The organism is Peribacillus sp. FSL E2-0159 (assembly GCF_038643155.1).
Taxonomy (GTDB): Bacteria; Bacillota; Bacilli; order Bacillales; family DSM-1321; genus Peribacillus; species Peribacillus simplex.
On the sequence record NZ_CP152053.1, the window covers coordinates 2,489,906 to 2,504,761 of the forward strand.

11 protein-coding genes are annotated in these 14,856 nt (G+C 39.5%); 10 read left to right on the top strand and 1 reads right to left on the bottom strand.

All coding sequences use genetic code 11. The annotated features are described in order from the left end of the window. Window positions 1–258: 258 nt before the first annotated feature. Entirely contained in the window at window positions 259–2,304 is a 2,046-nt protein-coding gene (locus tag NYE63_RS12270; RefSeq protein ID WP_342605342.1) for a helix-turn-helix domain-containing protein, read from the bottom strand. 229 nt (window positions 2,305–2,533) lie between these two features. Between NYE63_RS12270 and NYE63_RS12275 the strand changes: the two genes are divergently transcribed. The 10 genes from NYE63_RS12275 to NYE63_RS12320 all read left to right on the top strand — a co-directional run bounded on the left by NYE63_RS12275 (window position 2,534) and on the right by NYE63_RS12320 (window position 14,837). Next, window positions 2,534–2,746: an acetyl-CoA carboxylase biotin carboxyl carrier protein subunit gene (locus tag NYE63_RS12275; RefSeq protein ID WP_342605343.1), complete on the top strand. Its 213-nt coding sequence runs from the start codon at window positions 2,534–2,536 to the stop codon at window positions 2,744–2,746. 77 nt (window positions 2,747–2,823) lie between these two features. Then, window positions 2,824–4,380, top strand: a complete 1,557-nt coding sequence (locus NYE63_RS12280; protein ID WP_342605344.1) for an ABC transporter substrate-binding protein — start codon at window positions 2,824–2,826, stop codon at window positions 4,378–4,380. Between the two features lie 20 nt (window positions 4,381–4,400). Beyond that, on the top strand, window positions 4,401–5,348 hold the full coding sequence (locus NYE63_RS12285) for an ABC transporter permease (protein ID WP_342605345.1): 948 nt from the start codon (window positions 4,401–4,403) through the stop codon (window positions 5,346–5,348). Between the two features lie 15 nt (window positions 5,349–5,363). After that, the gene (locus NYE63_RS12290; RefSeq protein WP_342605346.1) at window positions 5,364–6,203 is read left to right on the top strand and encodes an ABC transporter permease; all 840 of its coding nucleotides are present in this window, start codon (window positions 5,364–5,366) and stop codon (window positions 6,201–6,203) included. A gap of 11 nt (window positions 6,204–6,214) precedes the next feature. After that, entirely contained in the window at window positions 6,215–7,228 is a 1,014-nt protein-coding gene (locus NYE63_RS12295; RefSeq protein WP_342605347.1) for an ABC transporter ATP-binding protein, read from the top strand. Then, window positions 7,221–8,189 carry a dipeptide ABC transporter ATP-binding protein gene (locus tag NYE63_RS12300; protein WP_342605348.1) on the top strand — a complete coding sequence of 323 codons (969 nt, stop codon included), beginning with the start codon at window positions 7,221–7,223 and terminating at the stop codon, window positions 8,187–8,189. The genes NYE63_RS12295 and NYE63_RS12300 overlap by 8 nt, the downstream gene beginning before the upstream one ends. Before the next feature lie 42 nt (window positions 8,190–8,231). Next, complete coding sequence (locus NYE63_RS12305) at window positions 8,232–9,788, top strand: carboxyl transferase domain-containing protein (protein ID WP_342605349.1); 1,557 nt, start codon at window positions 8,232–8,234, stop codon at window positions 9,786–9,788. Window positions 9,789–9,809: 21 nt separating this feature from the next. Then, window positions 9,810–11,537, top strand: a complete 1,728-nt coding sequence (locus tag NYE63_RS12310) for an AMP-binding protein (protein ID WP_342605350.1) — start codon at window positions 9,810–9,812, stop codon at window positions 11,535–11,537. 65 nt (window positions 11,538–11,602) lie between these two features. Further along, complete coding sequence (locus NYE63_RS12315; RefSeq protein WP_342605351.1) at window positions 11,603–13,273, top strand: AMP-binding protein; 1,671 nt, start codon at window positions 11,603–11,605, stop codon at window positions 13,271–13,273. Between the two features lies 1 nt (window position 13,274). Beyond that, a complete protein-coding gene (locus NYE63_RS12320; RefSeq protein ID WP_342605352.1) occupies window positions 13,275–14,837 on the top strand; it encodes a carboxyl transferase domain-containing protein in 1,563 nt (520 codons plus the stop codon). Window positions 14,838–14,856 lie beyond the last annotated feature (19 nt).

Sequence of the window (14,856 nt, forward strand, 5' to 3'; positions counted from 1 at the left end):
CCGGAATCTTACAAAAAAGACGGAAACCAACTCAATAATCTTTATTGATGGTAGTTATTTCGATTAAGAGTAAATTGACGAATTCAAAGAACCCTGACAAAAAGATTGTGTGGGTTCTTTGGGTATAAAGGAGTGTATTGAATGTATTCACAAAATTTGATTGAAACTATAAAAAATATGGATAACAACGATTAAATGTATTTACCAGTTTCATAGATTCATATACATCTATATTGTTCTCAAAATCGATTACATATATCACTCAAATGTTTCTCGAAGGTGATAGGCTAGCTGCATTTTTAATAGGTCTTCCGGTTTTTCCAGTGAGATTCCAAGGGTATCTTCAATCTTTCTAATTCTTTGATAGAGCGTGTTGATATGAATATGTAGGTCCTCGGCCGTTTTTGCAGCATTCCGATTACATTTAATGTAGGAAAGAAGCGTTTGTTCGAGTTCACTATTTCGTCCCCCTTGGGTTGCTAATGGGGTGAAGATTTCTTGGAGAAAATCCCCAACTTCTTCATTTGAAAGATTTAAGAACAGGCGATTAATTCCTATATCAGAAAACTCAATGGAACCTGTACGTTTACGAGAAGCAAGGTACGTTAATGATTTATCTGCCTCAGCATCCGTCTTCTTGATTGATTCAATCCCTTTGTACGACATTCCAATCCCGGCATACATTTTTTGTCCATCATATTGCTCCCACTCGCTTAAAAGTGAATTTATCTTTTTAACCACACGGGTCCTTTCAGAAGGGTGTTTTACAGAAAAGAGGATTGATACCTTGTTGTGGTTTCCAAAAATAATTTTCACTTCTTTCTGAAAGTGGTAATTCATTCGAGAAACAAAACGATGAACGGTGGTTCGAAGGACGCTAAGATCATTGTGATTAGATAATTCGATTTTTATCGTGAAAAGATCATTGTTTAAATCAACTCCATACTCCAGCCCCTGTTGATAAAGCTGGTCGGAGTTCTCATTTTTTAATAGATCTGAATAAAAGTCATGGATTTTCTTATTATGGAATTCAGTTAATAATTGTCTCTTCGCAAGTTCTAATGCTAATACCGATGCTCCTCTTTCTACTATGATATTTTCCATCTGGGTTAATTTCCGAGGAACAATGACAATGATACAGGCATCACATACCCGATTTACAAGGATCGGATAAATGAACAAAGATGTTAATTCAGTATCGATGACGTCAACATACATAGAATCATACTTTTCGGCACATATTTTCGTTATTTCATCCATACTTAAAATAGATGTTTGCATTTTACTGTCCTTATAGAATTTACTTTCATTAAAATCGACAAACAAGACAGGCAGGCCAAGCATCAGGTTTAACTCCTGTGTTATCGTTTGAATCCCTTTATTTTGGATGGAGAGTAGTGTAAGAGTACTATGAACTTCGTTTTGCTTTACCAGCACTTGATTTTTTCGATTAATTTCAGTAAATAATCTGGCATTTTCAATAGCAATGGCAATTTGTGCAGATAATCCTTTTAGTATTTGGAAATCCCATTTGGTGATATGTGCTACACGCTTTCCTCTATCAATACTTAATACGCCTAATATTTCATTTCGAAAACTTACAGGGACTGTCACACTCGTATGAATTTTTGGATATGGAAAAGCAGACTCTAGAAATTGTAGGTTTCTCTTCGATATTCCTTTCATAGATTCCTTTACATGTAGAGAAGATATATAAAACCTCGTTTGTCCATCTTGAAATGTTTTCCCGCAAACAGATTCTCCGCTTTTATATTGAACCTGTTCTATTTCTTTATTCCAACCTTTATAAGCCCTGCAGACCAAGCGGTCAATAGAAGGGCTGTACAACCATAAAGCGGATACATCTGCTCCTGGAATGACAGAGGCAACGTTATCTAGCATTGTAGTAAGTAACTCACCTAAATCAAGTGTAGAAGTGATATTTTGTACGCCGTCAATTAGTTTTTTTAATTTAACTTCCTTACTTTTGGTTGCAAGCTCGGAGTATACAGGAAACAACAGGGAATTTAAAAACTCCGTATCTTCTTTGGTTAAAAGAGGCTTGCTATCTTTAAACAAGATTGCTATTTTGTGATTTTCTGGAAAATCAAGCAGATAATAATTTTGATGATCTAAGGAGAATGTAGAATTTTCTACTGAAGAATCTGGGAGTGGATTTTTTTGAACAGTTTGTTTGATTACTAGACTCCATTTTTGTTCAAATGGGCTGAATGCCCATATCTGATAGTCTTTCAAAGACAACTTTTGACTCAAAAAGGTTCGTATCATTGAGCGGTTAATCAAGTTTCTTTCACCTCAGTGTGAGAATTTACATTGAATTATAGAAAAGAAGGGATATATACACATTGATGTAAGTTTACCAGTGTTATATTATTCTTGTAAATATAAATATTTTAAAAATTCTGATTAAATTGACAAATCGGTAAAAATGTAAAAGGGGGTGTAAGTATAACTAAAATGTAAGCGCTTAACTATTTATTAATTTTATTTGAAGAAAAGGGGAGAAAGAAAAATGAGTCAATTATTGTCATCAATGGCGGGGAATGTATATAAAATTTTAGTTAAACCAGGTGATCAAATCGAACCAGGCGAAGAAGTTGCGATTCTTGAATCTATGAAAATGGAGATCCCGATTACCACGGAGTCCAAAGTAACGGTCAAGGAATTAAAGGTAAATGAAGGTGATTTTGTTAATGAAGGTGACGTTATCCTAGTATTGGAATAAAAAACTATTTATGCAAGAACATTCCTTGCTGCCGATTTTTTCAGTTTACTAATATATAAATCAGAGGGGGGCTTTCTATGAAAAAGATTAGTAGATTATCTATTCTTTTATCATTATCAATTTTATTGATTATTGCAGGATGCTCACAGAATAACACGGCGTCAAACAAACCAGCTTCTGAAGGAACTCAAAGTAACGGTGAACCAAAAAAAGGCGGCGACATCGTAATTGGGTATGATACGGATATTGGTAATTATGATCCTATTTTGGGGAACTCAGGAAATGATCATGCGCTTTTATATCCTGTCTATGATACTCTCGTGAACTATAATAGTGATTTAGAACCAGAACCTGGGCTCGCAGAATCATGGGAAACACCTGATAATAAAACGATTATTCTCCATTTAAGAGAAGGCGTAACCTTCCATGATGGAACGGCATTTAATGCAGAAGCGGTAAAATTCAACTTGGAACGTGTGAATTCAGAGGAATCAAATGTATCCGATATCGCTAATGTTGAAACGGTAGAAGTGGTCGATACCTATACTGTCAAATTAAGCCTCAAACAGCCAGACTCTTCGATAATTCTAGCTTTGTCAGATCGCTCTGGAATGATGGTTTCACCTACAGCTGTCGAGAAGCTTGGTGCAGATTTTTCGCAAAATCCTGTTGGGGCAGGTCCATTTAAGTTTGTGAAGTGGATTCATAATGGGGAAATTAAGTTCGAAGCCTATGAGAATTATTGGCAGGAAGGTCTACCATACCTGGATAGCATAACTGCAAAAATCATGCCGGATGAAAACACCCGTTTAAATGCTTTTAAATCCAATCAATTAGATTTTTATTGGAATGTATCTGCTAATAATCTTCAAGTCTTGAAAAAGGATAAAAATATTACTCTCGATACAAATATGCGGGTCTATTTCCATAATATCTATTTGAACACAAAAATGGCACCATTTGATAAGAAAGAAGTCAGACAAGCTTTCCTTCATACCATCGATCGGGAGGCAATTGTTAAAGCTATCTATTTGGGGAATGGAGAACCAGCGTACCAGGCTTTTCCTAAAGATTATTGGGCTGCCAACCCTGATATGAAAATTGATTATGATCCAGCTAAATCAAAAGAATTGTTAAAGAGTGTAGGAATGGATAAGGTTAGTTTTGACATGTTCGTTCCAACAGTGCCTGAGTATCAAAGGGTTGGTGAAGCAATTCGGGCTCAAGCAAAAGAAGGTGGTTTTGAAATCAATATTCAAACAATGGAACTAACAAAGGGAGTAACTTTGTACTTTAACGAAAAACAAATCCCTGCAAACTTAACCTCATGGACTGGTCGTCCAGATCCACAGCAGACGGTTAATTTGTTACTAAGTGGAAACGGTTTCTATAATGCAGGCGGAGAAACAAGTGCAGAGAAGGAAGAATTGATTTCTAAGGCTGCTGCTTCCAATGACCTGAAAGAACGTGCAGACTTATATGCAAAAATCAATGAAATGGCTATTTTAGACGAAGCAATGACGGTTCCGCTTGTTTTTACACCTGTTACTGCTGCAATGACACAAAAAGTTAAAGGATTTGAAGGAACATTACTTGGAAAACCTAGAATTTCCTACCTATGGATTGATAATTAATAGAAAGTGGGGAGAGGCAAATGTTTTTTAAATTTTTACTTCGACGGTTGATGTATGTAATCCCAATGTTAATCGTAACAACTCTGATTGTCTTTTCCCTGATTCTGATCATTCCGGGGGATCCTGCACTTGCCCTTCTTGGTGATAATGCAACAGAAGAAAAACTTGCCCTGGTGAGAAGTCAACTGGGTTTGGATCAACCTGTACTGATTCAGTATTGGAACTGGCTAGTCAATGCCATACAAGGTGATTTGGGCCGATCACTATTTACAGGAGAAATTGTTAGTGAAGCAGTATTTTTAAGGCTTGGCATTACTTTTCAACTTGTTATCGCTGCCCTCCTTATTTCCTTTCTTTTCGGAATGTTTTTTGCGATTGCTTCTATTATTAAACCAAATAGTTGGATTGACTATGTTGCTAGATTTGTTGGTATCCTTGGCACCGCTGTCCCCAACTTCTGGCTGGCGATGCTGTTAATCGTCGTATTCAGTGTTAATCTAGGGTGGCTGCCGGCCACAGGTTTCACTAGTTTTTTTGATAGTCCCAGCGGTTATTTCCAAATGATTATTCTTCCTGCCATTTGTTTAGGGGCTTTTGGTTCTGCACAAATTACTCGGCAATTGAGATCCTCCCTTCTTGAAGTACTCGATACAGACTATATTCGAACTGCTTATTCCAAAGGGTTAGTACTTTGGCTAGTGATTTGGAAGCATGCCTTACGAAATTCTTTACTACCTGTCATTACAACTATAGGACTCTTATTTGGGAATATGCTCGGTGCAACGGTTGTAATAGAAACGGTGTTTGCCATTCCTGGTATGGGCCAGCTGGCTGTGAACTCAATTTTGCAAAGGGACTTCCCAATGCTTCAAGGTGTTGTACTTGTGATGGTCATGTTGGTCCTTGTGATCAATTTCGTGACCGATGTTGTCTATAGTATTTTGGATCCGAGGATCGAATTTGATTGAGAAGGAGGATAATAGATGCATTTCCGTTTGGTATTCCAACGATTAGTTAATGAAAGACTCGCATTTGCCAGTTTAATTTATCTACTCTTTTTAGTGTTTTTATCGCTATTTGCTCGTTTTATTGTTCCATTTGATCCTGAAGCACAGGATTTAGCGAAAATCATGTTGGTGCCAAATGGAACTCATTGGTTTGGAACTGATGAATTGGGAAGGGATATTTTCAGCCGTGTACTCATGGGATCACAGGCAGCTATCCAAGCAGGCTTGGTGGCAATTCTTATTCCCCTTGTTGTCGGGGTACCGTTAGGGATTTTATCCGGTTATCTTGGTGGTATTGTGGATGACATCTTTATGAGAGTTGTAGATGCTATATTATCTTTCCCTGCTATTCTTCTTGCTTTAGGAATTACAGGAGCGTTGGGCGTTAGTTTAATGAATGCAATGATTGCAATTGGAATTATTTTCACCCCGCAATTTGCTCGTTTAGCAAGAGGGCAAACGCTTCAGATAAGACGCGAACCTTATGTGGAAGCAGCTAAAATTTCAGGGGCTGGACCATTGTGGATTATGGTTAAACATATAAACCCTAATATCTTATCGCCCATAATTGTTCAGGCATCCTTTAGCTTCAGTTTAGCGATTATCGTGGAAGCTTCCTTAAGCTTTCTCGGCATGGGAGCGCAATCTCCTCAAGTCAGCTGGGGCGGCATGCTTCAACAAGCATACAGTATGATTTTTGTGAACCCATTAATGATGGTTTTCCCTGGTGTAGCCATCCTGATTTCGGTTTTAGCAGGAAACTTTTTTGGTGACGGGATACGCATTGCGATTGATCCTAAAATGAAAAGAACTTAGGGGGTATTGAATTGAGAGAAACTTTTGAACCAATTTTAGAAGTAAAAAATCTTTATTCGTATATCCCAACACGAAAGGGTGAAATAACTCCTGTTAACAATATTTCCTTTTCCATTGGAAAAGGAGAGATTGTTGCTTTAGTTGGAGAATCTGGGAGTGGAAAAAGCGTTACAGCATTATCCATCATGGGTTTGAATGCTCCATCTATCAAATATAGCAAAGATAGTATGATTAACTATAAAGGCGAAAATTTGCTGAAAATGAAGAAAAGACAATTGAAAAAGATACGAGGAAACGAAATTTCGATGATTTTCCAAGATCCGATGTCTTCCCTCAATCCACTTCACCCGATTGGTAAACAAATTGCCGAATCAATCCAGATTCATCAGGGCGTCAGTTATAATACGGCAAAAAAAACGGTCATTAATTTGCTATCCAAAGTCGGAATTCCTGATCCTGAAAGTAGACTACTCGACTATCCACATCAGTTGTCCGGAGGTATGCGGCAGAGAATTATGATTACGATTGCTCTTGCATGCAACCCATCTTTACTCATTGCAGACGAACCCACGACAGCTCTCGATGTAACCATTCAAGCACAGATATTAAACGTCATGCGTCAGCTTCAAAAAGAGACAAATATTTCTATCCTGATGATTACCCATGATTTAGGGGTGGTCGCAGAGATGGCCGACCGAGTACTAGTTATGTACTGTGGGGAAATCGTTGAGGAAGGAGATGTTAATTCTCTTTTCCAAAATCCGCAGCATCCTTATACAAAAGGATTGTTAGAAAGCGTACCTAAATTGAGAGGTGCTTCAGAAAAGTATCTCCATACGATTCCAGGAGCGGTACCTAACCCACTTGAACTTCCGGCTGGTTGTAATTTTTATACTCGATGCAGCAGTGCAACGAAAAAGTGTCTTCATCATGCCCCGAAGCTTACTAAGACTGGAACCAAGAGCCAGGCAGCATGTTGGAATATGGTAGAGCAACAAACAGAAGAGGTGACCATTCATGCATGAACCATTAATTTCCATTAATGATGTAAAAAAATATTATCCTATCGGGAACGGTTTATTTGGTAAGAAAGACAAATGGTTGAAGGCGGTTGATGGAATTAGCCTTAATGTCCGTCAAGGTGAAACGGTTGGTCTTGTTGGTGAATCCGGTTGTGGAAAATCGACACTTGGTAGAATGGTTGTAGGTTTACTTGAACCGACATCAGGAGATGTGAAATTTGAAGGAAGCTCCCTGTTATCCAAAGGAAGGAATAAGAAGGAGTTAGGAAAAAATATTCAAATGATCTTCCAGGACCCCTATTCCTCCCTCAATCCGAGGATGACCGTTGCCAACATTATCGCTGAACCACTCGTACTTCATAAAATTGGAACAAAAAGTGATAGACAGAAACGGGTGGATGAACTCCTTGAAAAAGTGGGGCTGACTTCAGCTCATGGTGCCCGTTATCCGGAAGAATTCTCTGGCGGTCAACGTCAAAGAATCGGAATTGCCCGGGCTTTAGCCTTAAATCCAAAACTGATCGTTTGTGATGAACCTGTTTCAGCATTAGATGTATCCATACAAGCTCAAATATTAAACCTGTTAAAGGATATCCAAGAAGATATGGGCTTATCTTATATATTTATTGCGCATGGATTACAAGCGGTAAAACATATCAGTGATCGGATTATCGTGATGTATTTAGGAAAAGTAATGGAAGTTTCAGAAACTAATCAGTTGTTTGAGCATCCACTTCATCCCTATACAGAAGCACTGATTTCAGCAGTACCAGAACCCGATCCATCTATTCGTGATAGAGAACGAATCATTCTAAGTGGGGATCTTCCAAGTCCTTCTAATCCACCAGTAGGCTGCAGATTCCATACTCGTTGTCCGCTGGCGGATGAGCGTTGTAGAAGAGAAGATCCGCCTCTTGAGCAAGTATCGGAAGGAAGATGGGTAGCCTGCCTCTATCATGGATAATTTAGAAATAATGACTGAAGATTACAAAGGGAGGATTTATGAATGACGTGGGAAACTGAAATTCAGGAAATACGCCGCCGTGAAGAATTAGCAAAACAAATGGGCGGCGAGGAACGGGTTGCAAAGCATAAATCCCGAGGTAAACTAACTGTCAGGGATAGAATTGCTAGTTTACTAGACGATAACTCTTTTCATGAAACCGGTGCTATTACGGGAAAAACGAAATACAATGAAAATGGGGAATTGATAGAATTTACCCCGGCAAATTTCTTATTGGGAACCGGACGGATTAATGGGTGTAAGGTTGTAGTCGGCGGGGACGATTTTACTGTTCGAGGCGGCGCAGCTGATGGTGCAATTATGGGAAAACAAATCTATGCAGAACGTATGGCCCATGATTTGCAGTTACCCTTAATCCGACTCGTTGATGGTACTGGTGGTGGAGGAAGTGTTAAATTTCTAGATACCGCGGGTCATACATATGTTCCAGTCAATCCTGCTTGGGATTTGGTCGTTGCGAATATGGAACGTATTCCTGTTGTGGGCTTGTGTTTGGGTTCTGTAGCAGGCCTTGGAGCTGCAAGGGTTGTCGCTTCCCACTTTTCTATTATGGTAGAGGAAACTGCACAATTATTTGTTGCAGGTCCTCCTGTTGTTAAATATGGCATGGGACAGGATTTGACGAAAGAAGAATTAGGTGGAATTCAAGTTCATCGTTCCAGTGGAGCTATCGATAATATTGCTAGTTCAGAAGAAGACGCATTTGAACAAACTCGTAGATTTTTATCGTATCTGCCATCAAGTGTGTGGCAAATGCCCCCTGTTGAAAAAAGCGAAGACAATCCACTTCGTAGAGAAGAGCGTTTAATTTCAGTCATTCCTAGAAACAGAAGATCTCCTTATAAAATTAGGGAAATCCTGCCGATGATTTTCGATGCAGACTCAGTCTTTGAAATGGGGCGTTATTATGGCGGGGGCACTCTTACATGTTTTGCTCGGCTTGACGGATATCCAGTTGGGGTATTAGCTTCGGATACGTATGTAAATGGCGGCGGTATGACAGCAGAGAGCTCAGAAAAAATTGAAAGATTTGTAGACCTTTGCCAAACCTTTCATTTGCCGATTATCAATTTAGTCGACCAGCCTGGAATGGTAATTGGACTCCCAAATGAATTGAAGGGAACCATTCGTAAAGGGACTCGCGCTATAGCGGCTATCTACCAGACGAAAGTTCCGTTGATAGAAATTATTATGCGTCGTGCTTTTGGAGTAGGAGGGGCCGGCATGACCAATGGACACGGTTTAAATATACGCTACGCGTGGCCTTCTGGAGATTGGGGTTCACTCCCGCTTGAGGGTGGTGTCCAGGTTGCTTATCGCCGAGAACTAGAGGCAAGTGACAATCCAAAGGAGCTATTAGCGGAAATACTAGAACGGATGGAATCCGTTAGGTCACCAATACGGACAGCTGAGGCTTTCGGCGTGGAAGAAATTATCGATCCTCGAGATACCCGACCACTTTTATGTGAATGGGTTAAGGATGCTTACGCACTTCTTCCGCAAATGCTTGGACCTTCAAGTCATGGAATGAGACCCTAATATAGAAAAAGGAGGGGAAGTATGTTGAATCCATTAATGGAAGGAGCTTTTCCGGAAGAAGTCGTTACGAAAAGTTTGGAATACTGGTCGGAAGTTGCAGGAGAAAAAACATTTCTTTACTATGGCGAAGATGAGAAACGGATTTCGTATCAAAAATTCAATCATTTAACAAATAGTATTGGCCATTCTTTGTTATCAAAAGGAATCCAAAAAGGGGACAGAATAGCTGTTTTTTTAAAGAATCCACTGATTTCAACGATGGTCATGTTCGGAATTTGGAAATGTGGAGCAGTTTTTAGTCCGATCAATTTTAACTATCGGGGCAAGCTTTTGAGCTATCAACTGAAAGATTCACAGCCCAAAATGCTCATTACGGAGCGACTGATGGTTCCAATATTAAATGAAATTTCTACAGAAGTCGGCGAAATGACCACCATTGTCCATAATCCGATGGATGGTGATCATGACTTTATTGCGGAACTTACCGATATTTCGCTGGATGTAAATTACAATGAAGCTTCTCTCGAACGTTTGTTGCGAGGGGATACTAGTAATCTTGATGTTGAATTGAATTATTGGGATACCGCTAATATCATTTATACGTCTGGAACAACTGGGCCAGCAAAAGGTGTCGTTCAATCACACCGGTGGATTAATGGTTATACCGTTGGCAGTAGGCAAATGATTTCATCTGATGATGTCATTTATAATGATCTCCCACTTTATCATGTTGGCGGTGCCTTTTTTAATATTGCAAAAGCTGCTTATGAAGGCTGTACGGTTGCACTATGGGATAAATTCAGCCCTCATCAATTTTGGAGCAGGATAAATAAAACTGGAGCAACTATGGTAACGTTACTTGATGTTATGATTCCTTGGTTGATGAACGCCACACCGAACGAAAATGATCGAAATAATACATTAAACAAGGTGCATATGCAGCCACTACCCAAATATCATAACGAAATTGCAAACAGATTTGGCTTTGATATCGTTACGGCTGGTTTTGGGCAAACGGAATCAGGTAACCCTTTGATCAGTATTATCCTCGAGATAGAAGAGGGTGAGGGTACACCGGTGTCTCTTTATAAGGGTCTTTCACGGGAGGAAATCATTGCTCAATGCAAGCTTAACAAGATCCCAATTCTAAACGGGAACCAGGAGTTGAAAAAAGGATTTATGGGAACTCCACCCGCTTACTTTGAAATCGCTATACTTGATGATCATGATTTAGAGGTTCCTGTTGGTCAGGTTGGCCAACTGGCTATACGGCCACGTTTGCCACATCTGATATTATCTGAATATTTAAATAAACCTGAATCCACAGTAAAATCCTTTAAAAACCTTTGGTTTCATACGGGTGATGCTGGATACCTAGGTGAAGATGGAAATTATTATTTCGTTGACCGGCTCGGAGGCGTCATTCGCTGTCGTGGCGAAAAAATTTCATCCTATCAATTGGAAGATATTATTAACGGACATCCTGAAATTGAACTTACTGCAGCTTTTCCAGTTCCTGCGGAGGTTGGGGATGAAGACGATGTAGCTATCTATACAGTAAAGAAGACTGGTTCCTCATTGAACGAGGAAGAATTAAAGGATTGGGTTAAGGATAAGCTTCCTAAATACATGTGGCCAAAGTATATTCGTTTCGCCTATGAATTACCTAGGACGCCTACTAATAAAATAGAAAAATATAAGTTAAGAGAGGAACTTATGTCACAGTTGAAATTACAACCTTCCAATTAATTCTTTTAAAGAGAAAAGAATCACTTTTTTGCCGAAGGAAAAATTGGTCATGGAGGTATAAGAGAATGAAAGAACTATTGCAAAAAAGCTGGCCTAAAGAAGTCTCAAAAACATTAACGTATAGACTCGGGCAAAGACCCCTGCATGAGTATGTAAAACAAAATGCCATTGATAAACCCGATCAGCTTGCCTACTCGTTCTATGGGAAGGATTTAGTGTGGAAAGAAGTTGATGAATCCGTAGATAAATTTGCTCAATTCCTAGCGGGCCAAGGTGTGGAAAAAGGGGATTGTATTTCCTTATTTATGCAAAATTGCCCTCAGTATATCATTGCCCACTACGGAATTCAGCGGCTTGGAGGAATTGTCGTTCCTTTAAACCCTATGTACAAAGAATCTGAACTTGAATATTTGATAAATGAGGCAAATGTAAAAGCAATTGTAGTAGGTCAGGAACTATATCGTCGTATTGAAAATGTTCGGACGAAAACTCCGTCTATCGATTTTGTTGTTACGACTAATTATGCTGATTACCTGCCGGAGGAACCAACATTGTCATTACCCCAGGACTTAACACTTGAAAAAGATCTGTTTAATGACTCATATGATTTCAACCGAATCTTAAGTGAAAATGAACCATTTTCTAATCATGTTGAAATCGACCTTTGGAATGATATCGGATTAATGGTTTTTACATCAGGAACAACAGGAAGACCGAAAGCTGCGATGTTACCGTATGGCAGTGGACTTTTTAAAACCGCTGCGTCGATTCAAGGCAATCAATATGATTCTAGTGAACGTTTTTTATCGATTGCCCCACTATGCCATATCGCCGGGATGGTTATGGGAGTGAATATTCCAGTATATACTGGGTGTCAGTGTAACCTTTTAACCAGGTTTGACCCTATGACAACCATTGATGCCATTGAACAATATAAGATCACGGCGTGGTATAGTATCGTTCCAATGAATGTCGCGATTTTGAACATACCGGGAATTGAACAAAGAGATTTAACTTCCCTAAAGAAGAATTTAGCGACTAGTTTTGGAGTCCCTGTTACCGAACAATTAGCAAATAAGTGGAAGCAAGTCACGAAAGGATGCATAATGCATGAAGCATCCTATGGATTAAGTGAAACACATACATGTGATACCTTTATGCCGGAAGACCAAATTAAATGGGGAAGCTGTGGAATTCCTACTTTTGAAACTTATCTCAAAATTATCAATACAGAAACAGGCGAAATTGCCGTTCCTGGTGAGAAAGGTGAAATTGTCATCAAGAATCCTGCTGTATTTAAAGGTTATTTAAATCGACCAGATGCCACAGCCGAGACGCTGAGAGATGGATGGGTTCATACGGGTGATATTGGAAGTGTGGATGAGGATGGTTATTTATTCTTTCATGGGCGTATTAAAGAGATGATTAAAAGTTCAGGTTATAGTGTTTTCCCTGAAGATGTAGAAGCTTTGCTAAATGAGCATCCAGGAATCCTTCAAAGTGCAGTAATTGGAGTACCAGATGAAAAAAGAGGGGAAAGCATAAAAGCCTTTATTGTACTAAATCCGGATTATGTTGGAAGGATTTCAGAAGAAGAAATGGTTATATGGGCGAAAGAGAAAATGGCAGTCTATAAGTCTCCTAAATATGTAGAATTCTTACAACAGCTGCCTGCAACTAGTTCAGGTAAAGTGTTAAGAAGACTACTTAAAGAACCTGAAAGAAAGGAAGTCTGACATGACCGATCAAGTAAAGGACATCGTAAAAGATTCAGTTGACGATTTAATCGAAAGGAAAGAGCATGCTTTACTAAATGGCGGCATAGAGAAAATTAAGCGTCAACATGAAGCAGGCTATTATACTGCGAGAGAAAGGATTAATCTTCTGGTTGATCCGGATTCTTTCATGGAAGTTGGCATGCTCAATCATTCTGACATACCCGGTTTAGAGCATAAAAGTGCCGGTGATGGACTTATTGTTGGAATTGCCAAAGTAGATGGAAGACCAATTGTGGTACAGGCAGGTGATAAAACGGTGTTTGCTGGGACAGAAGGTGCCGTTCACATGCGAAAAGCGAAAACCATCCATGAGTATGCGTTAAAGCGCGGTTTACCTATGTTCTTCCTCCATGAAGGCGGAGGGCTTAGAATGCCTGATGGTATGGGATCAGACGGAATCAGCGATAAACTTTTTCCACAGGAAATGCTGACACATAGCAGACAGGTTCCTTCAATCACAAGTATTCTAGGTGATAGCTTTGGAGGTCCAACATGGATGGCCGTTTCTTCTGATTTTGTCACTCAGCTAAAAGGAACTTGTATGGCCGTTGCTGGTCCGCGAATGATTGAGATGGCTACTGGTCAGCAGGTATCTACAGAAGAATTAGGCGGTTGGAAGGTCCATGCCTTAGAGACAGGTCAGGTAGATGCATTCGGTAATACAGAGGAAGAGTGTATTGCACAGATGAAAGAGTTCTTCAGCTATATGCCGTTAAATGCAACAATGGAAACTCCCTATAAAGAAACCAATGATGATCCTTACCGAAAAGTAGACAAATTGTTGGATATTTTACCAAACAAAACAAATAGAGCCTATGATATGAAGAAAATCATCACCGAAATCGTCGATGATCGTCAATTCTTTGAGTATAAGGAGTTTTATGGCCCTGCACTTTTAACGGTTTTTGCCAGAATGAACGGCAGATCAGTTGGAATTGTTGCCAGTCAGCCCATGAAATACGCGGGCGCATCTGGCGTACAGGAATGCGAAAAAGCCACTGACTTTATTTGTTTATGTGATTCCTATAATATTCCAATGATTTTTTTACATGATACCCCTGGATTCAGAATAAGCAATGAAGCTGAAAAGCAAAAAATACCAACCAAAATTATGGTCTGGAACCAAGCGCTCGCTCATTCAACCGTTCCGAAAATATCGGTTATTATTCGAAAAAGTGTGGGTGCTGCTTATGGAAACATGTGTGGACCCACAATGGGTGCGGATTTTGTTGTTGCATGGCCCACCGCGGAGATTAACTTCACGGGACCAGAAGTGGGAATCAATGTTGTATATGGCCGGCAGTTAGAGGGGCTGGAAAATGCTAAGGAAGTTCGAAAAGAGCTTCTTGAAAAGTGGGCATTCGATAGTTCTCCGTACAAAGCGGCAGGAAAACACCTTATTGACGATGTTATTGATCCAAGGGATACTCGAAGCTTTCTTTGTAAAACGCTAGAGTTTGCGGTTGTGAAAAATGGATCGATGAGTGAAAGAAGATTAGCAAACTGGCCGACAGGTATTTAAAAGAGGGAATTACGAATAC